This is a genomic window from Pelotomaculum propionicicum (genome assembly GCF_048984525.1).
In the GTDB taxonomy this organism is placed as follows: domain Bacteria; phylum Bacillota; class Desulfotomaculia; order Desulfotomaculales; family Pelotomaculaceae; genus Syntrophopropionicum; species Syntrophopropionicum propionicicum_A.
In genome coordinates this window covers 15,835-34,817 of the sequence record NZ_JBMGJC010000012.1, presented here as the reverse complement: position 1 = coordinate 34,817, position 18,983 = coordinate 15,835, and the positions used below count along the sequence as shown (strand labels likewise).

18 protein-coding genes, 1 other RNA gene and 1 other annotated feature are annotated in these 18,983 nt (G+C 51.8%); of the genes, 3 read left to right on the top strand and 16 right to left on the bottom strand.

Features of this window, described 5'->3' with window-relative positions:
* Positions 1-89: 89 nt before the first annotated feature.
* The 5 genes from ACOBQJ_RS13555 to hisS all read right to left on the bottom strand — a co-directional run bounded on the left by ACOBQJ_RS13555 (position 90) and on the right by hisS (position 5,636).
* The gene (locus ACOBQJ_RS13555) at positions 90-1,400 is read right to left on the bottom strand and encodes a replication-associated recombination protein A (RefSeq protein ID WP_421072298.1); all 1,311 of its coding nucleotides are present in this window, start codon (positions 1,398-1,400) and stop codon (positions 90-92) included.
* 194 nt (positions 1,401-1,594) lie between these two features.
* Entirely contained in the window at positions 1,595-1,924 is a 330-nt protein-coding gene (trxA, locus tag ACOBQJ_RS13550; RefSeq protein WP_421072297.1) for a thioredoxin, read from the bottom strand.
* 304 nt (positions 1,925-2,228) lie between these two features.
* Positions 2,229-2,410, bottom strand: a non-coding RNA gene (ssrS, locus tag ACOBQJ_RS13545) — 6S RNA.
* An 81-nt stretch (positions 2,411-2,491) separates the two neighbouring features.
* Entirely contained in the window at positions 2,492-4,279 is a 1,788-nt protein-coding gene (aspS, locus tag ACOBQJ_RS13540; protein WP_421072296.1) for an aspartate--tRNA ligase, read from the bottom strand.
* 91 nt (positions 4,280-4,370) lie between these two features.
* On the bottom strand, positions 4,371-5,636 hold the full coding sequence (hisS, locus tag ACOBQJ_RS13535; protein WP_421072295.1) for a histidine--tRNA ligase: 1,266 nt from the start codon (positions 5,634-5,636) through the stop codon (positions 4,371-4,373).
* Between the two features lie 48 nt (positions 5,637-5,684).
* Positions 5,685-5,909, bottom strand: a binding site (T-box leader).
* A gap of 190 nt (positions 5,910-6,099) precedes the next feature.
* On the opposite strand from hisS, the gene ACOBQJ_RS13530 reads away from it, so the two are divergent.
* Both ACOBQJ_RS13530 and ACOBQJ_RS13525 read left to right on the top strand, forming a co-directional pair.
* The gene (locus tag ACOBQJ_RS13530; protein WP_421072366.1) at positions 6,100-6,321 is read left to right on the top strand and encodes a DUF896 domain-containing protein; all 222 of its coding nucleotides are present in this window, start codon (positions 6,100-6,102) and stop codon (positions 6,319-6,321) included.
* Between the two features lie 136 nt (positions 6,322-6,457).
* Positions 6,458-7,273, top strand: coding sequence for an HAD family hydrolase (locus ACOBQJ_RS13525; protein ID WP_421072365.1), 816 nt, complete (start codon positions 6,458-6,460; stop codon positions 7,271-7,273).
* 268 nt (positions 7,274-7,541) lie between these two features.
* On the opposite strand, the gene ACOBQJ_RS13520 is transcribed toward ACOBQJ_RS13525, so the two are convergent.
* The 8 genes from ACOBQJ_RS13520 to ACOBQJ_RS13485 form a co-directional block, all read right to left on the bottom strand.
* A complete protein-coding gene (locus ACOBQJ_RS13520) occupies positions 7,542-8,162 on the bottom strand; it encodes an MBL fold metallo-hydrolase (RefSeq protein ID WP_421072294.1) in 621 nt (206 codons plus the stop codon).
* 175 nt (positions 8,163-8,337) lie between these two features.
* On the bottom strand, positions 8,338-8,961 hold the full coding sequence (locus tag ACOBQJ_RS13515; RefSeq protein ID WP_421072293.1) for an MBL fold metallo-hydrolase: 624 nt from the start codon (positions 8,959-8,961) through the stop codon (positions 8,338-8,340).
* 23 nt (positions 8,962-8,984) lie between these two features.
* Positions 8,985-9,434, bottom strand: coding sequence for a D-aminoacyl-tRNA deacylase (gene dtd / locus ACOBQJ_RS13510; protein WP_421072292.1), 450 nt, complete (start codon positions 9,432-9,434; stop codon positions 8,985-8,987).
* A 17-nt stretch (positions 9,435-9,451) separates the two neighbouring features.
* Positions 9,452-11,746: a RelA/SpoT family protein gene (locus ACOBQJ_RS13505; protein ID WP_421072291.1), complete on the bottom strand. Its 2,295-nt coding sequence runs from the start codon at positions 11,744-11,746 to the stop codon at positions 9,452-9,454.
* Positions 11,747-11,758: 12 nt separating this feature from the next.
* Positions 11,759-12,274 carry an adenine phosphoribosyltransferase gene (locus ACOBQJ_RS13500; protein WP_421072290.1) on the bottom strand — a complete coding sequence of 172 codons (516 nt, stop codon included), beginning with the start codon at positions 12,272-12,274 and terminating at the stop codon, positions 11,759-11,761.
* A 15-nt stretch (positions 12,275-12,289) separates the two neighbouring features.
* Positions 12,290-14,959 carry a single-stranded-DNA-specific exonuclease RecJ gene (gene recJ, locus ACOBQJ_RS13495; RefSeq protein WP_421072289.1) on the bottom strand — a complete coding sequence of 890 codons (2,670 nt, stop codon included), beginning with the start codon at positions 14,957-14,959 and terminating at the stop codon, positions 12,290-12,292.
* Between the two features lie 200 nt (positions 14,960-15,159).
* Positions 15,160-15,861: a LolA family protein gene (locus tag ACOBQJ_RS13490; RefSeq protein ID WP_421072288.1), complete on the bottom strand. Its 702-nt coding sequence runs from the start codon at positions 15,859-15,861 to the stop codon at positions 15,160-15,162.
* 123 nt (positions 15,862-15,984) lie between these two features.
* A complete protein-coding gene (locus ACOBQJ_RS13485; protein WP_421072287.1) occupies positions 15,985-16,254 on the bottom strand; it encodes a transcriptional regulator in 270 nt (89 codons plus the stop codon).
* Positions 16,255-16,760: 506 nt separating this feature from the next.
* Here ACOBQJ_RS13485 and ACOBQJ_RS13480 point away from each other — a divergent pair.
* Positions 16,761-17,240, top strand: coding sequence for a bifunctional nuclease family protein (locus ACOBQJ_RS13480; protein ID WP_421072286.1), 480 nt, complete (start codon positions 16,761-16,763; stop codon positions 17,238-17,240).
* A 79-nt stretch (positions 17,241-17,319) separates the two neighbouring features.
* On the opposite strand, the gene ACOBQJ_RS13475 is transcribed toward ACOBQJ_RS13480, so the two are convergent.
* From ACOBQJ_RS13475 to ACOBQJ_RS13465, 3 genes are all read right to left on the bottom strand, one after another.
* Positions 17,320-17,760 carry a universal stress protein gene (locus tag ACOBQJ_RS13475; RefSeq protein ID WP_421072285.1) on the bottom strand — a complete coding sequence of 147 codons (441 nt, stop codon included), beginning with the start codon at positions 17,758-17,760 and terminating at the stop codon, positions 17,320-17,322.
* 179 nt (positions 17,761-17,939) lie between these two features.
* On the bottom strand, positions 17,940-18,623 hold the full coding sequence (locus ACOBQJ_RS13470; RefSeq protein ID WP_421072284.1) for a TraR/DksA C4-type zinc finger protein: 684 nt from the start codon (positions 18,621-18,623) through the stop codon (positions 17,940-17,942).
* Between the two features lie 19 nt (positions 18,624-18,642).
* Positions 18,643-18,945, bottom strand: a complete 303-nt coding sequence (locus ACOBQJ_RS13465) for a DUF5665 domain-containing protein (protein WP_421072283.1) — start codon at positions 18,943-18,945, stop codon at positions 18,643-18,645.
* Between the last annotated feature and the right edge of the window lie 38 nt (positions 18,946-18,983).

Here is an 18,983-nt window from a genome sequence, read left to right as displayed (position 1 = left end):
CCCTTGTGATTGTATTGTGCCCATAAGAGAAAATTTAATTCAATAAAATTTAAAAAAGTATTTGATTTTTTAAACGCTCATTACCATTTTTATTTTTTTCTGTCTAAATTTTTCTTTATTTCCGCTTCGAACCCGTTTGAGGAAGGCTCATAAAATGTTTTACCGGCCATGTTGCCGGGCAGGTAGTCCTGTCTGACATAATTGTCCGGGTAATCGTGCGGGTATTTGTACCCCCGGCCGGACCCCAGGGCTGCCGCCCCTTTGTAGCCGGTTCCCCTTAAATGAGGCGGGACAGGTTCCGCAATATCTTTTTCCACAGCCGACATGGCCGCGCCGATGCCCCTGATCACCGCGTTGCTTTTTGGCGCGGCGGCGATATAAAGAGCGGCTTCGGCAAGGATAATCCTGGCCTCGGGCATGCCGATCCTTTCCACTGCCTGGGCGGCGGCGGCAGCGACAACAAGCGCCTGCGGGTCCGCCAGGCCGACGTCTTCAGCCGCGTGGATCATGATCCGCCGGCTGATAAAGGCGGGGTCTTCCCCGGCATACAACATCCTGGCCAGCCAGTACAGCGTGGCATGGGGATCGGAACCCCGCATGCTCTTGATAAACGCGGATATAACGTCATAGTGCTCCTCCGCCCGGTCATACTTGAGGACCCGCTTCTGGACAGCTTCTTCCGCCACATCCAGCGACACACGCCTTATCCCTTCGGCATCCGGCGGGGTGGTAAGGACAGCCAGCTCAAGGGCGTTCAGGGCGGACCTGGCATCCCCGTTGGCCACCCCGGCCAGGTGTTCCAGCGCCTCCGGGGAAACATCGGTGTGATAGGCGCCTAAACCCCTTTCCTCGTCTTTGAGCGCTTTTAAAAGTATCTTGATCAAAGCCTGGGGTGAAAGCAGCTCGAAACGGTAAATCTGCGAGCGGGAGAGCAGCGGGCGGTTTACGGTAAACATGGGGTTTTCGGTGGTTGAGCCGATCAGGGTAATCAGGCCGTTTTCCACGTAAGGCAGCAGGGCGTCCTGCTGGGCCTTGTTAAAGCGGTGGATCTCATCAATAAAAAGGATAGTTTTTTCTTCGTAAAGTGAACGGCTTCCCCTGGCTTCCTCCACTACCCTCCTGATATCAGCCACGCCGGCCATAACGGCGTTTATCGTTTCAAAACGGGATTTGGTCATGCCGGCAATTATTTTGGCCAGAGTGGTTTTACCGGTTCCGGGCGGCCCGAAAAATATAGCGGACATCAAGTTGTCCGCTTCAATCGACTTTCTCAGAAGCGTTCCCCTGCCTACTATCCCGGCCTGTTCTTCAAATTCATCCAGGGTTTTAGGCCTCATCCTCAAAGCCAGCGGCGCGGTCTTAAACATTTTCTTTTCCATAGCCTGTTCAAACAGATTCACCGCAGCACCTCCAATATTAAAAAACCGTTAAAATAACCGGCCCTTTGGCCTGCTCTTGCGTCAAAGACAATGAAACCGCCACACCTGTATTTTATAACGAACGCTTGTTCTTTGCAATTAAAATACCTTAGCCAGGCCTTCTTGCCGCGCCATAAAAAAAAGCACGCTTAAAAACGTGCTTTTTTGCAGCGATGCTATAAATTATTGCTTATGAAGCTGCTCAGCTCATCTTTTGTTTTATAACCGATTAAGCGTTCGATCTCCGCGCCGTCCTTAAAAAGTATTAAGGTGGGAATGCTTATAACTTTTAAACTGGACGGCACGCTTTGGTTGGCATCAACATTCAGCTTGCCTACCAGAATTTTACCTTCAAATTGAGCGGCTATTTCTTCCACAACGGGGGCGATCATTTTACAGGGCCCACACCAATCCGCCCAAAAATCAATTAGAATCGGTACTTTTGATTCGCTCAATACCTTTTGGAAATCAGCATCGTTAATTTCAAAAACTTTTTTGCTGGCCAAAAAACCCTCCCCTTTCTAAAATTATATATCTGAGCTAACCAAGATTTGCTAAATTCAAGATTTCTTATATTAATAAGAAATATTTTTAATTCCATGAAAAATAACCTAAGTACAAACAAATTATAATCTTCTTTAAAACCCTTTGTCAATGACACGAAATTATCTTTTCCTTTATGCTAAACTTTATTTATAAGTTTATACGGCAGGTATTTTATTATAATTTAACAAAATCAAAAAATTAAAAGGTTTTCACATTGGCTAAGATTTAAACGCCAACTGAAAACCTCTGCAAATTAAACCCTATAAAAACCCCACAAATGCCGTGACCACCAAAAGTTTGAACCTGCTCTCACAGGTGGGTGCCCTCCTGAATGATTTATGTGTCCTCAACCAAGGAGGCGTGCAAGCCACATCCAGAGTCCGGGCTCCCTTTTCTAAAGTGTTGGAACAAAACTTCAAGGCAGACCACGAACACAGCAGGGCGTATCTGACTATATTTATGTTACCACAATACGAGGTAATTTACAAGTGCGCCTCGCTGAACAGTGGACAACGGTCATAATCAGGCTAAATCTTCTTTAAATCTGTTTTAATATGCAGTTCTTTCAGCTGTTTGGCCGCAACCGGGCCAGGAGCCTGGGTCAACAGGCAGGTGGCGCTCTGGGTCTTGGGGAAGGCAATGACGTCCCTTATTGTTTTCTTGCCCGCCAGCAGCATGATCAGGCGGTCGAAGCCGATGGCTATGCCCCCGTGGGGCGGTGTGCCGTATTCGAATGCTTCCAGCATGAACCCGAACTTTTCCGTGATTTCCTCACTGCTGATGCCGATGACGGTAAACATCTGCTCCTGGATATCCCGGCGGTGGATCCTGATGCTGCCGCCGCCGACCTCCACCCCGTTGAGCACCAGGTCATAGGCCCTGGCCCGCACCTTCCCCGGCTCGCTTTCCAGCAGCGGCAGGTCTTCCTCCCGCGGCGAGGTGAACGGGTGGTGCATGGCCTCGTAGCGCCCTTCCTCCTGGTCATACTCCAGCAGGGGGAAATCCACCACCCAGAGGAAGTGGTAGAGCCCGTCGGGGATTAAATTGAGCCGCTCGCCCAGGTGCTGGCGCAGCGCCCCGAGAGACGCGGCCACCACGTTCGGCTTGTCGGCCACGAAGAGCAGCAGGTCGCCCGGCTGTGCCTCCAGCCTGGCCATGATCTGCGCCAGCTCCTGCTCGGTGAAGAACTTGGCGATGACCGACTTGATACCTTCTTCAGTGACAATGAAATAGGCCAGGCCCTTGGCTTTATAGATGGCCGCGAAAGCGGTCAGGTCGTCGATCTCCTTGCGGCTGAAAGAAGCGCAGCCCTTGGCGTTGATGCCCTTCACCTGCCCGCCGGCGGCGGCGACAGAGGCGAAAACTTTAAAACCGCAGCCCGAGGCTATGTCGGTAATATCTTTCAGCTCCAGGCCGAAGCGGGTATCGGGCTTGTCAGAGCCGTAGCGGTCCATCGCTTCGCTGTACGTGATGCGGGGGAAATTGCCGGCGACTTCCAGGCCGGTTGTCTCCCGGCACAGTCTTTTGACCAGGCCTTCTGTAAGGCCCAGCACATGGTCCACGTCAGTGAAGGACATTTCAATGTCGATCTGTGTAAACTCCGGCTGACGGTCGGCCCTCAGGTCCTCGTCCCGGAAGCAGCGCACGATCTGAAAATATTTGTCATAGCCGGCTACCATCAGGATCTGCTTGAACAACTGCGGTGACTGGGGCAGGGCGTAAAATTTGCTTGGGTTGAGCCTGCTGGGCACCAGGTAGTCCCTGGCCCCCTCCGGTGTGCTCTTGGTCAGCACCGGCGTTTCGATTTCCAAAAAGCCGTTCTCGTCCAGGTAATCGCGGGCTGACTTGGCTGCCCTGTGCCTGAGCATGATCGCTTCCTGCATCTCCGGCCGGCGCAGGTCGAGGTAGCGGTAGCGCAGCCTGAGGTTTTCATCCACGTCGATGCCGTCTTCTATGTAAAACGGGGGCGTCTTGGCCCGGTTCAGCACACGCAGTTCATCGGCCGTCACGTCTACCTGGCCGGTAGCCAGGTTGGGGTTAGCCGTCCCCTCCGGCCGTTCTCTTACGGTCCCCTGCACGCAGATGACGTATTCGCTGCGCACGCCTTCGGCCTTCTCAAAAGCTTCTTGTTGAAAATCCGGGCTGAATACCACCTGTACCAGGCCGGTCCTGTCCCGCAGGTCTACAAAGATCAGGCCGCCGTGGTCGCGCCGTGTCTGCACCCATCCCATCAGCACCACCCGCGCGCCGGCATCCCCGATTCTCAAATCACCGCAGTAATGGGTCCGTTTTCTGCCGTCTAAAAACTCGATCATGAATTTGTCCCCCTTCGAAAATAATGCCTGAATTTATTTTTAAAATTTCATTAGCTGCCAGTGTAATTCATCCTGTCCCAATATGCGGTTATTAAGCTTGGTTTTTTAGTACCAGGTATCCCACGGTATCTTCAAATACCACCGTTTCCTGGTTGCCCGAGCTCATGTCCCGCACCAGGGCGGAACCCCGCTCCAGCTCCTCCGCGCCTATTATCACCACAAAACGGGCTCCGGTTTTTCCGGCATATTTCATCTGCGCTTTCAAGCTGCGCCCCAGGTAGTCCTTGTCAGCCGGGATACCGGCCGAGCGAAGGCTGAACAGCAGTTTGTACGCGGTGTCAGCGGCCTCCGTCCCGGCTGTGACCACAAATACGGCTGGCTTAAACGCGGTATTTACAGTGACCCCCTGCCGCTCCATGGTCAGGATGATCCGCTCCATGCCAAGGGCGTACCCAACGCCTGGAGTGGGAGGCCCGCCGCAGGTCTCAATCAGCCCGTTATAGCGGCCGCCGCCGCCGATTGAGCTCTGGGCGCCGATGTCCTTCGCCATTATCTCAAACGCGGTATGGGTGTAGTAATCCAGTCCCCTGACCAGGCGCCTGTTTATGACATAGGGAATGTTTAAAAGGTCAAGGCCTTTTTTAACCTGCGCGAAATGGTCCGCGCAGTCACCGCACAGGCAGTCGAGTGTCGACGGGGCGCCCGCGCCGGCTTCCGCGCAGCGCTGCTCTTTGCAGTCCAGTATGCGCAGGGGGTTTTTTTCAAACCTGTCCCGGCAGTTCCGGCAAAGGACGTCCAGGTGAGGCTGAAAATATTTTTTCAGCTCCCGGCGCTGCCGCGGCCTGCATTCGGGGCAGCCGACGCTGTTGATATGAAGCTCCAGGTTCTTAAGGCCCAGCCTGCCGTAAAAATCCATCGCCATAGCTATTACTTCGGAATCAACTGCCGGGTCGTTAGAGCCGAAAACCTCCGCCCCCACCTGGTGAAACTGCCGGAAGCGCCCGGCCTGCGGCCTGTCGTAGCGGAACATCGGCCCGCTGTAAAAAAGCTTGACCGGCTGCGGGCCCGCGTACAGCTTGTTTTCCAGGTAGGCTCTCACTGCGGGAGCCGTGTTTTCAGGCCTGAGAGTGATGCTCCGGTCTCCCCTGTCCGTAAAGGTGTACATTTCCTTCTCTACTATATCGGTTGTATCGCCGACACCGCGCTGGAACAGCTCGGTATGTTCAAAGACCGGCGTCCTGATCTCGTTATAGCCGTAGAGTGCGCAAACCCGGTAAAACTGATCTTCTACCCAGCGCCATTTTTCCACTTCTCCCGGAATAATGTCGTTAGTGCCCCGAGGGCGTGTTGTAAGCATTAAAATCCTCCTTTATAAAAACAAAAACCCGGGCCATGCATCAGCACAGCCAGGGACGGATATTGCTACCCGCGGTGCCACCCTTTTTCGGAAAAACGTTTTTTCCCTTTATGCCTGTAACGGAGGCTGCCGGGCCGGCCTACTCGCGCTGTCGCTTTCGGGGGCCGCTCCCGGGTGTTTTTCAACGCCTTTTTACGAGGAAGGCTTCCAGTCTAAAGGCCTTCCCTCCCTGCCGTTACCAGTGCGTGTACTCTTCCCGGTCATCGCTTTTTAAAGATAGAAGAACTCTGACCATCATTTTATGAAATATTTGCTTTTTTGTCAATTCATAAGGTATACAAATTGTGTTCCATGTAACAAGGGTGACTGGGGACTGCTCTCTGAACCGCCCTGTTACCTGTTTGCAGGGCTCTGGATTCAACCGTGCCCGGATGTTATAATATTGCCTGAGAGGTGATTTGACATTATTACAAAAGAGCTGCTCGACCGGATCAACGAACTGGCCCGCAAGAAAAGAGAAGCAGGGCTGACGGAAGAGGAAACAGAAGAACAATGCCGGCTGCGTAAAATTTACCTGGCGGATATCCGCTCCCAGGTCGTTAACGCGCTGGAGGCATCAGGCTGCAAACAGAAAGCGAAGCACGGCAGTTCCTGCGGCTGCCCGAACTGCGGCGCCGAGCACTAGTTTTGCAGCAAAGTGCGACAAGGGGGACGGTTCTCGCTGTCGCATTTTTATTTAGGGGAGACAAGAGGATGTTTCTTTTTTATTTAATCATTTTGAAAAAATCCACCTTTGTTTTTGCCCATAGAAATACCCGGAGATATATGTTTTTTACATCTGCTCCAAGTCAGGTAGGTGTTACCAGATAGTTATTGAAGCTGTTTTCTTTGACCTCGACGGGACCCTGCTCCCAATGGATATGGACGAGTTCTTAGGCCAATATTTCAGGGCGTTAACATATAAATTCAGCAAAATAGTGCCACCCGGTCTGATGAAGGAATCTATCCTGCACGCGACTTCGGCCATGATCAGGGACAAAAACCCCGCTCAGACCAACCAGGAAGTCTTCATGGAGCACTTTTTGCCGAAGGTTAGAAGTACTTCTCAGGATTTGCTGCCTGTTTTCAACTATTTTTACGGCCATGAATACAAAGACTTAAAAGCATACGCCCGGCCAAATCCCACGGCCAAAGAAGTAGTGGATAAACTGGCCGGGTGCGGGTATCGCCTGGTGCTGGCCACAAACCCGATATTCCCAAAGGAAGCTATTCTTGAACGCATGAGGTGGGCAGGTGTGGAAAGCGCCCCCTGGGAGCTTATAACATCCTATGAAGAATGCCACTTCTGCAAACCGAACCCCCTCTATTTTGATGAGATCCTTTCTAAAATGAGGCTCAGCGGGGAACAGGCCCTGATGGTGGGCAACGACACTGAAGCGGATCTTATTGCTTCCAGCCTGGGCATTAAAACCTACCTGGCAACAGACAACCTGGTCGACAGGGGAAATTCCCCCTGGAAGCCTGATTTCAGAGGGAAGCTGGCAGAACTGCCGGCTTGCCTTGAAAATTTACAAATTTATCCTGCAAAGTCCATGGTGTTGAATCCAGCTGCTCCATTGCGACAGCGTCGTAAGTAAACTAAGCGAAGCTGAGGATGCGAAATTGGATGAGCAGGTCAGCGGTCAGGGGACACATCTCTATTTGGGGACTGTCTCTGTAACCGAGAAATGTCCCCAACGTATTCTGCGAAAGGCCTTCATCGCCTGGACGGCGAGTTGGAGGCCGGTCCAATTGAGCCCGAAGCAAGCGCTAAGTTTACTCGACGCGAAGCACGGAGCCAAGTGGATTCAACAGCATGGAAACTTTGTCTGCATACTAAAGCACCCGCTCCGGCGGGTGTTTTGTTTAATCTATGAGGTATGGGTTATTGAGTTTTTCCTCACCTATGGTTGTACTGGGGCCGTGGCCGGGGTAGGCGCGTGTTTCGGGCGGAAATACAAGCAGCCTGGTCTTAATGGAATCTATAATCTGGGCGTAGCTCCCGCCGGGAAAATCATAGCGCCCAATAGAGCCGGCGAAAAGGGTGTCCCCCGTAAGGACTTTATCCGGCGCTATCTTTAAGCAGATACCGCCCCTGGTATGGCCCGGCGTATGGATGACTTCCAGTGTTAATTTGCCGACTTCTATTTTGTCATTGTCCTGCAGCAGGCGGTCGGCCGCTTTTGTGGAAATTACTGTCCCAAGGTAATTCGACAGGTAATGTCCGGCTTTAGCAAACTCCTCGGCATCATCGGCGTGGATCATCACTTTCGCTCCGGTCGCTTCCCGGACCTCCGGCAAAGCCCCAATATGGTCAATATGGCCATGGGTAAGGACGATAGCAGTGATTTTTAAGCCCAGTTCTTCAACCTTTTTTAGTATTTCCTTCCCGTACGCGCCGGGATCTACTATAATCCCATCCTTCGTTTCCTTATCCCCGATGATATAACAATTCGTCATGCCTACTAATAATGTTTGAAAAATCACTGGATTGGTGATACCTCCGTTTGCTTAATGTTTCTTATCATTAAAAATATTCCCGGTCAAAATTTTTTATCCCGGACCACATCCAGGCTTCACCTTAAATTATGATAGTGGAATGCGACAGTGAGAACCGTCCCCACTGTCGCAAAAGCACCCGCTTGTTACGGGTGCTTTGTTTCTACCTGAGAAACGGGTTGAATTTTTTCTCCTCGCCTATGGTTGAACTGGGGCCGTGGCCGGGGTAGACCCTGGTCTCGTCCGGGAATTTAAGCAGTTTGTTTTTAATTGACGATATGAGCTGGGTGTGGCTGCCGCCGGGGAAGTCAGAACGCCCGACAGAGCCGGCGAATAAGGTGTCTCCAGTAATAAGGGTGTCCGGCGCGCATTTTATACTGATGCCGCCCCTGGTATGGCCCGGTGTATGGATGACTTCAAGCGTTATTTTACCGACTTCTATTTCGTCTTTGTCCTGCAGCAGGCAGTCGGCCGCCTTTGTGGAAAGTCTGGCTCCAACGTAAGCCGACAGGTTTTTGCCGGCGTCGGTGAGCTGGTCAGCATCTTCGGCATGGATCATTACTTTCGCGCCGGTTGCGTCACGGACCTCCGCCAGGGCCCCGATATGGTCAACATGACCGTGGGTAAGGACGATGGCAGTGATCTTCAAACCCAGGTCATCCACCTTTTTCAGTATTTTTTTTCCATCCGCGCCGGGATCTACGACAACACCTTCCTTGGTGTCCTCACAGCCGATAATATAACAGTTTGAATCCATCATGCCTACTGATAGTCCTCGAAAAATCACAGGTCAACAGATACCTCCGTTTACTAAATATTTTTTTTGCTGTCAAGCAGCAGGGTAACCGGTCCGTCGTTGATAATTTCAACAGTCATATGCTCGCGAAAACAGCCGGTGGCTACCTCTAAACCCAGCTTTCCCAGCTCATCCACAAAAATATTATATAAATTACGCGCCTCGTCAGGCGGTGAGGCGTCAGAAAACCCCGGCCTCCTGCCCTTGCGGCAGTCGCCGTAAAGGGTGAATTGCGACACTGCCAGAATACAGCCGCCGGTGTCTTTAACGGAGAGGTTCATCTTCCCTTCATTATCTTCAAACAGGCGCAGGTGCGCTATTTTATCGGCCAGATAAACAGCGTCGCGCCCGGTGTCGCCACGGCCCACTCCCAGCAGTACTACCAGCCCGGGCCCTATTTCACTTATTAGTTTGCCTTCCACCTTGACCGAACCGCGGACAACCCTCTGCACCACTGACCGCAAATACCGCTCACCTCCGGTCAGTTGAGCGGGCTAGCAGGCTGGCCGCCGAAGCTGACCCGCCTGACGTCATAGACGTCCTTGACCCGCCTTATTTTATTCATAATATGTTCTAACTGCTCCAACCCTTTCATTTCCAGCACCATTTCGATTACCGCGCCCCCGTCTTTCTTGCCCCTGGCGGTAACCCAGTTGGCGCTGATTTTCATTTCCACCAGGACAGCCATCACGTCGCTTAAAAAACCGGCCCGGTCCAGGCCGTTTGCCTCCAGCTTAACCTGAAACGGCTCTGTAAATTCCTTGTCCCAGGCCACCTCAACCATGCGCTCCCTTTCAAAATTCTGATAGGAAACAATATTCCTGCAGTCAGCCCGGTGGATCGACACCCCCCTGCCGCGGGTAATGTAGCCGGCGATTGGATCTCCGGGCACCGGGTTGCAGCAGTGTGAAAGCCTGATCAGGAGGTTGTCAATCCCCTTGACCCGTATACCCTGGGTAGGTTTACCCCACCCGGCGGACGGCCTGACCTCGGTTTTCAGGGCCTGGACTTCCTCGGCCAGCGTGCCCTTCTTCTCTGTTTTAGCTTCTTCCATTTTAATCTTGCCCAGGATGTTGCCGGCTGTTATCTGGCCGTCGCCTATCATCGCGTACAGGTCGTCAAGGCTTAATATGTTTAGTTTTTTACTAATCTCAAGTAACTTATCGCTTTTTATAAGGTCTGTTTCAAGCCCCTGTTTTTTAATCTCGCGCTCGAGGCTTTCTTTTCCCTTGAGGATATTTTCGTCCCTTTGTTCTTTCTTGAACCACTGCCTGATCTTTGTTTTGGCATGGGATGTTTTAACTATATTCAGCCAATCCCGCTTCGGCCCGCTGGTTTTGGAGGTCATGATAACCAGGATGTCGCCGTTTTTCAGCTTGTATTCCAGCGGCACAATCCTGCCGTTGACCTTGGCCCCGGTACAGCGGTGGCCGACGTCGGTATGGATGCGGTAGGCAAAGTCCAGCGGCACCGAGCCGGCCGGCAGCTCCACCACGTCGCCCTTGGGCGAAAAGACAAAAACGGAATCGGCAAAGAGATCTATTTTCAGGCTCTCCATAAACTCCCGCGCATCCCGGAGATCGTGCTGCCACTCCAGCAGCTGGCGCAGCCAGGCCAGTTTCTTGTCAAACTCGCGGTCACCCTTGCCGCCTTCTTTATAACGCCAGTGGGCGGCGATCCCGTACTCGGCGGTGCGGTGCATTTCCCTGGTCCTGATCTGGATCTCAAAAGGCTCGCCCTGGGGGCCGATCACGGAGGTGTGGATGGACTGGTACATGTTGGACTTGGGCATGGCCACGAAATCCTTGAACCGCCCCGGGATGGGGGTCCACAGGGTGTGCACGATACCCAGGGCGGCATAGCAGTCACGCACCGTGTTCACCAGGCAGCGTACGGCGGTAACGTCGTAGATTTCGTTGATATCCTTCTGCTGTTCCTGCATTTTTGCCAATATGCTGTAGAGGTGTTTCGGGCGGCCCTGGATGTCGGCCTCAATGCCCATGGCCTCGAGCTTTTCAGTAAGAATTGAAATTACCGAACAAATATATTCCTCCCGCTTGCCGCGCGTCTTGGCGATCTTATCCACCAGTTCAAAATATTTTTCCGGATTTATGAAACGGAAAGCGAGGTCTTCCAGTTCCCATTTTATACGATAAATCCCAAGGCGGTGCGCGAGAGGGGCGAATACCTCTAGTGTTTCGTTCGCAATTTCCACCTGCTTGGGGGCATGGTGGTACTTGAGTGTCCTGAGGTTATGGAGGCGGTCGGCCAGTTTGATCAGGATTACCCGGATGTCTTTGGCCATGGCCAGAAACATTTTACGCAGGTTTTCCACCTGTTGTTCTTCTTTTGTCTTAAACTCAATCCTGCTCAGCTTGGTGACTCCATCAACAAGGAGGGCGACTTCGCCGCCAAACCGCTCTTTGATATCTTCCAGCGATATTCCCGTGTCTTCGACCACATCGTGCAGCAGGCCGGCAACTATAGTTTCCTGGTCCAGCTCCAGCTCGGCCAGTATCTTTGCCGTTTCCAGGGGATGGACAATAAAAGGCTCTCCGGAAAAACGCTTTTGTTCCCGGTGGGCGCTTGCGGCATTGTCATACGCGTCTTTAATTACAGCAAAGTCCGCTTTGGGGCTGTAGCTTTTTATCAGCTGAAACAGTTCCTCCAGAGATGCTTCCAGGTTTAGTTCCGGCAGTTGATCCCGGACTGCGGGATTAACCGGTTCAAACTCTGGGGACGTTTCTAAAGCGGAAACCTGGACTGAGTTTTCCATGTAATCATTTCCCTAATAATTATATTGAACAAGCGATATTGTATCATAGTCCTGTATTTTTACCCGTCCGCCAAGCCCGGTCAACTCCACCAGGAATACCGTGCCCACCACTTCGGCGCCAAGGTCCTCGATCAGCTTTACTGTCTTGGCGGCTGTCCCCCCGGTGGCGATCAGTTCATCCACAACCAGTACTTTCATCCCCGGCTTGATCATCCCGCGATCCAGTTCAACAGGCCTGTCGCCGAATTCCAGGTCATAGTGCCAGGTAAAAATGTCTTCCGGCTGGCTGGGCAGACTGAGAGTTAACAGGCCGGTGCCCAGGATGTAAGCCAGGGGCGCGCCGATCATCAAGCCCCGCGCTTTTGGGCACACGATAAGTTCGGCCTGCTTGTGCATGCACTGGGCCGCCAGTTCCTGGACCGCTTTCCGGTATGCGTTCCCGTCAAGCAGCAGGGTGGATACATCTTTATAATTTATGCCCTCCCTTGGGAAATCCGGGATCTCTCTGATTATGCTCTTCAGGTCCAAATTTTATAACCCCCTTTAAAATGAAACACCCTGGCTGAACAGGTTATATACGGGTGCACTTAAAAAATCCCTCATCAACTGAATTGAATCCTTTTTTATCTGGGTCAGCACCTTATATGTTTGAGCCTGAAACAGGTCTTTCTTTTGTGCCGGCGGAGGCATAAAATGAATATTCAAAATCTTTCCTTCATTATGACATGTAAGCAGCTCTAATTCCACAAATATTTTCAGGGCCATTTGAAGCGTACATGCGCCGGCATGGTAAAAACCGGCGTCTGACATCGCTTTCGCCAATATATCTATATTAAACACGGCGCCCTGTTTTCCCTCCCGGCGGAGCATCCGGTACAGGTATGCCATGTATTCCCTGCCAGGCGCCAGGGACTCGAGCCCGTCAAGGTTATCCTGAAGATCGCCGGCCCCGTACAAAAGGTACAGCCTTCCTCCCGGGCTGACGCAGTTATATGTATGATGAACAGATTCCAAACAATACGGCAGGTGGTAAAGCAGCACTTTTTCGGCGCACAGCCCGGCAGTTACGGCCGCGGCCGGTGTTGTCAGCAGTATATCGATCTCACCGGCTTGAAACAGCGATGCTAATTTATTTTTTATCTCCCCGGGGGTGTGGTAATGGCAAAACGCGACTTTTCCCCGCAGGGACGGGTTGGAAAGCACGATATGGTGGGCCAGCTCGACGTTCTGGTAACCGCATGATGTGATTACCAGCGCCGGTTCACCCGCGGCGGCCAGCCCGGCCAGCCGGAGCGGGCGGTCACCTGCATCGCGGCAGTCGATAAGCTGGACGTCATGTGCAGGCCTTTGACATTTCACCAGCCCCTGGTGCTCTCCGCTGTCTAATTTTTGCAGGGTTTTATAGACAAACTCCGGCACAAAGAGGTCGTCTCTTTCGTCATCCGTCTCCCCGGCTGGTGAATAACAGTATCCCGCCAGGCAGTCCCCGTCATCTTCCCGCCCCTCCGCGGGGGCAAAAACAGCCGGGGCGCCCAGGTCCTTCACAGCAAGCTGTACGGAGCGCCTGCCGTTGTATTCATTGATGTCAGGGACAAAGGCCAGGTCAACCGCCTCTCCCGTGGCGAGGACTTCCGCGTAAGCACCCAGGTTAAACCCGATGCCGTCAAGGATCTTATTGCTGCCGCCCAGGCGCATTTTAAGGTGGGCAGAACCTTTTCCCACACCGCGGCTCTCTATAAGCCGGGCCCCCCGGCAGCCTAACAGCGGGTCAGGGTTGGCGTGCCCGAAAGGCCGGAGCAGGTTGATCTCATTGATCAAAGTCTCAGATACCTGCTCAATATCTACAAGCCCGTCGATCTCCAGCAGCGGCAACAGCTTTTCCCCGCTCGTTGCTTCCCGGGCATATGCCTCTAATTTCCTGAAAAATATTTCTATATTGGTTTTTTTAATGGTAAACCCCGCCGCCAGGGCATGCCCGCCGTAATCCAGCAGAAGGTCCTGGCAGTGGGCCAGCGCCTTGTGGATATTGAATCCCGGTATGCTCCTGGCTGATCCCCGCCCCTCATCGCCCTCGATAGAAATTAAAAGGGCCGGCTTGTAGAAGCGGTCCGTCAAGCGCGAGGCGACGATGCCGATTACACCGGGGTGCCAGTTTTCCGAAGCCAGTGCAAGTACGGAGGATTCCTTCTTTCCCTCGTCTCTGTCCAGCATGCCCAGGGCTTCTTCCAGGACGGCGGACTCAATCCTCTGCCTCTCCTGGTTGGCCCTGTTTAACCGGCCGGCCAACTCCACTGCTTCGCCGTAATTATCTGTAAGCAGGAGCTGCAGGGCAAGTTCCGGGGCGCCGGTCCTGCCTGCCGCGTTCAACCTCGGAGCAAGGCCGAAGGCCACCTCCCGCGTGCCGATGTCTTTGTCCTTTATACCGCTTGTCTCAATTAAAGCCTGAATGCCCGGACAGCCGGCTCCTGCCAGCGCGGGCAGCCCGTGTTTGACCAATATCCTGTTTTCCCCCTGGATAGGGACGATGTCCGCAATGGTCCCCAAACAGGCCAGGTCAAGGTAATCCCGCCACGCCTCGCTGCCCTGGCCGGCGGCCTCCAGCAGCGCCTGCCCCAGTTTCAGGGCGACGCCTGCTCCGGCCAGCTCTTTAAAAGGATACCCGCTATCAACGCATTTAGGGTTGATCACGGCAAAAGCCGGGGGTATTTCTTCCGGCGGCTCATGGTGGTCCGTTACGATCAGGTCAATGCTGTTTTCCTGCGCCCAGCGAATTTCCGCCAGGTCGCTGATGCCGCAGTCCACTGTAATGACCAGGCTGGTCCCTTTGTCCAGTTCTTTTTGCAGGACAGCAAGGTCCAGCCCGTATCCTTCAACCAAACGGTTGGGGACATAGCTGGCGGCGTCCGCGCCCAGGCGTTGTAATACTTTAGACAGCAGGGCCGCGGCGGTCACGCCGTCCGCGTCGTAATCCCCGTAAACCAGGATTCTTTCTCCAGTCCGGACTGCCTTTAAAATCCTCGCCACCGCTTTGCCCATGTCTTTAAAGAGCAGCGGCTTATGCATTTGGTCCAGTTCGCCGCCCAGGAAGCCGCGTCCCTGTTCGATGGTATGGATACCCCTGTTAATCAGTATTTGGGCGATAATAGGCGAAACGCCCAGTTTGCGGGCGAAAATACGGCTGAGGGCGGGAGCGGGCGGCTTTACTTTCCACATTTTTTGAGTTAATTCCGGAAAACTTTTCATAGATAATAAAATTATAATCGAGGTCATAATGTTTGGCAACTTGGTACAAATAAATAGAAACAGGGGACGTACGGGGGAGAACCCTCCCCCCGACACGTTTTGGGACAGGTGCGAATCCTGGCATACCACGTAAAAAAACCGGCGCTGTCGCACCGGTTTTTTCTCCTGAGCTACTGCTGGCCGCCCGGCATGCCGGGTAACTGCTGCATCTGCTTCATCATTTCGCTCATGTCTGTTACCTGGACCCCGGCCGGGAGCTGGAATACATCGGCCGCTATCGAACCGATTTTCATATTCTTATACTCCATCACGAATTTTCCGCCGGTCGGATCGGTTGACTCTATGCGCATTGGAATGCCGTAGTCTTCACGGAGCCACATTTTCGTCACTGTCTTGCTGTCCTTTTCAGTGACTTCGACAACCCTGCACTTTACCCCTTCATAGACTACGGTTTCCAGTTCCTTGATGCTGGTTTTATCTATACCGCTGGTGTAGTCTACCGGAGTATCGGATATTGCGTTTTGTTCTTCAGCCTGGCCGGCAGACATCTTCATAGCAGTTTTTTCAGCCGGGTTGTAGATGATCACAGTGTTGGTGTCACCATCGAAAAACGAAACAACATTTTCTCCGCCCATAGTGCTCTCGGTCTTCATCTTTTTGCCCTGCATCCAGACCTTGCCGTTCATCGACATGTCACTTGCAGTTACGGAATAATCATAAGACATGCCGTCAATTTTTTCACCTTTGGCAAAGATGTCTGTAATTGATTCCGTTTTGGCAGTTTGCTGCGACTGGTTGGCTTGCTGGCCGCCGGTACTCTTGTCGCCGCCGCAGCCGGCCAGGATCGCGCCGGACAAAATAACCGCCAGCAAAACTGATAAAGCTATCCACTTTTTCGTGATCCATTCCTCCTTAAAATTCATATATGCTCAAATTTTAGCATTAATTACCCAATCGTTCAATATGATATATAAAGATAATAAAGCCGGTTATGATTAACCGGCTTTACTGATCCCCAGGAAATCCCAGCCCAGGCTTGTCAGGCTGCACATCTTGCTTTTTCCCTCTGTGGCTACGTCAACCAGGCCGAGGGCATAAAGCTGCATGACAACATGATCAAGAACTGCTCTTTTAACCTTGGCGGTCAGGGACAGCTCCTCCTTGTTCATAGGGCCGTAATCTTCCAGAGCTCTGAGCACCCTTTCCGCTTCATCGGGAAGGCGGTGCTGCACCCCTGCGAAATATTCAACCAGTGTAGCAGTCATCTATACTACCTCCTCATTGCAAGCTTTACTGATAGTATGGTCATTTATTTAGTTATTAATAAGTATTTTTTAAAAAAAGTGCCGGAAATTTTTTCCGGCTGGTGATCTGCTCATTTTGGGTGGACTTTTCGTTCCCCCCACTATCTTTTCCTGCTATTGGAAGCTTGAAGCCAACTTTTTATTACCTTTCCAGCCCTGTTCTTCTTGTGGTAAAATGATTCTAACAAGTTCCCGGACTCAATTTTATCCTGTGGCGACTTTAAACAGCGCGGGGAAAGGCGAAGGGTCGGGGATATAATAATTAACAACTAACCAACCGGTAAGGATAATAGCTAGTCCCAAAAGCCACAAATAGTTTATCTTCCGGTCAGACCAGTTGGTAATGTCAAATAAATAAAAATATAAAAGCATATAAGGGCACAACAAAAGAAAAAGCCAGGTTAAGTCCAAATTTTACACCTCTTGATAAATCTTGCGCCTAAATATGTATAGAAGGTGAGAACATAATGATTCCCGTTAAAGTAAAAGAGATCGCATACGATATCATGATGAACCCTGTTATATTGTTGATAGACGAGGATGAACTGAAGGCTCTGCCGATCTGGGTTGGCCCCTTTGAAGCCCATGCCATTGGGGTTGCCCTGCAGGGGGTTATCCTTGAGCGGCCCCTCACCCATGACCTGTTCAAAAATGTCTGCGGCCTGCTGGAAGCCCGGTTGAGCATGGTTGTGATCAACGATGTCATAGAAGGGACTTATTTTGCAGAGCTGCACATGTGGCACCAGGACAAGGAACTGGTCGTCGATTCCCGGCCCAGTGACGCCATTGCGCTGGCGCTTCGCACGCAGACCCCGATCTACCTCAGTGATAAAGTTGCCGAGGGGTCACTGGACATTAAAGACCTGATTAATGAAGAACAGCACCAGGAGTTAAAGGAACTCCTGGAAAACAGCCGCCCCAATGATACCAAGAAATCTCTTCACTGATAATTGTTTCGCAAAATCGTGTCAAGAGAACCGTCCCCTTGACACGAACGTGTCAAGGGGACGGTTCTCTTGACACGATTTATTTCACTACCGTGACCGGGCAGCTTGCCAGCTGTATAACCTTGGAACTCACGCTGCCCAGGACGATACCCTTGAGGCTGCCCAACCCCCTGCTGCCTATCACGATATGGTTAACGCCCTCGTCACGGGCGTAATCTACAATTACCCGGGCAGGGTTTCCCAACTTGGCCACCCCGTTGACTTTAACACCGTGCTTTTTAAAGACCTCCATGGTTGTTTCCAGGGCTTCATCAGTTTTTTCCCTAAAAAATATTTCCACTTCCTCAAGCACAACCGGTGAACGCAGGGGTGAATAGTATTTCATTTTCTCTATTATATCGTTCACTGCCAAAACAGTTACCTTGATGTCGGGGGCGGCAGCAAGGAGTTCTACGGTGAACTCGGCAGCCCTCACTGCGTTATCTGAACCGTCAGATGCCAAAAGGAGTTTATATTCCATAACAAAAACCTCCTGTTAAGTAAGGTTTATTTAAAAGATTATCTAATATTAACAATAACCTGTCAACTAAAAATGAGGAAATGATATCCATTAGATACTTGCAGGGCGGGATTTATTCCGCCCTGAATGTTTCCGCTAAGGGATATAGCCGGACCTTCACATCTTTTACATCTCATTTCTCACGCCTCAGGTGTTGCTTTTTCGTCGTCCACCCCGCGGAAATTTTTATAAAACATACCGTCGTCCCCTACCTCGTAGGGGATATTGTCCACGTCCTCCACCTCGCCCTTCCTTTCAATATCAAAATTCGAATATCCATAGTATGAGCCGCCCCTGGACCACTCATCGGTGCTCTCGCTGTAATTTGCCACCTCCTGCCACGCGTCTTCCCCGTCATAGCCAACCGAGTCAGTGTCTTCGTTAAAGGTCCTGGCAAAGGGCACCCCCAGTGCTTCTTCCTCAACAGGCCGGTCGTTCTGGTGCGGGATCTTTTCTTCCGCTTCTTTGCAGTCCCTGCATTTTGCCGCAGAAGGGACGGCTTCCAGCCTTTCAATAGCGATGTCCCTGCCGCAAACCTCACAGGCGCCGTAGGTCCCGCTGTCTATCCTCTCAAGGGCGTTATCAATTGCCGACACTGTGATCATGGCGTTATCCCTGAGCGCAAAGTCCTTGCTGCGCTCAAAAACCTCCGTTCCAAGGTCAGCCGGGTGATTATCATAAGTTGACAGTTCACTGACCGAATCCTTCATTGAGACCCCCAGGCCGCTCTGGCCCTGCTCATCCAGAAAATCAATCTGGCCGGTAAGTTTCTCCCTTTCCTGCAAAAGACGCTGTCTAAATTTTAACTGCATCTCCTTATCCATAATAAGCTCCTCCTTAGTATTAAGTGCCTACCTTCAGCTGCACCATCCTGACGATCTCGGCTATAAAGCCGCCAATCCAGGGAAGGTTCAGCATAACCAGGTACTTGAGAATATACAGGACAAATGCGCCCAGGATTGTAAATCCCACCGCAATGCCCACGCCCCTGCCCAAACCCGCGAGAAAATTGATATACAGCAGCCTCCACGGCTGGTCAAGGAGCTGGACATACTCAGCCAGTTTCATTTTTTCCATTTTTACCGCCAGGTCAGTAATCTTTTCCTGTAGTGTTTTTATGAGCTGGTTTTGATTTGCAGTATCCATATTTACCCCTTTACCTGCAGATGCCGCATTTTGATTTT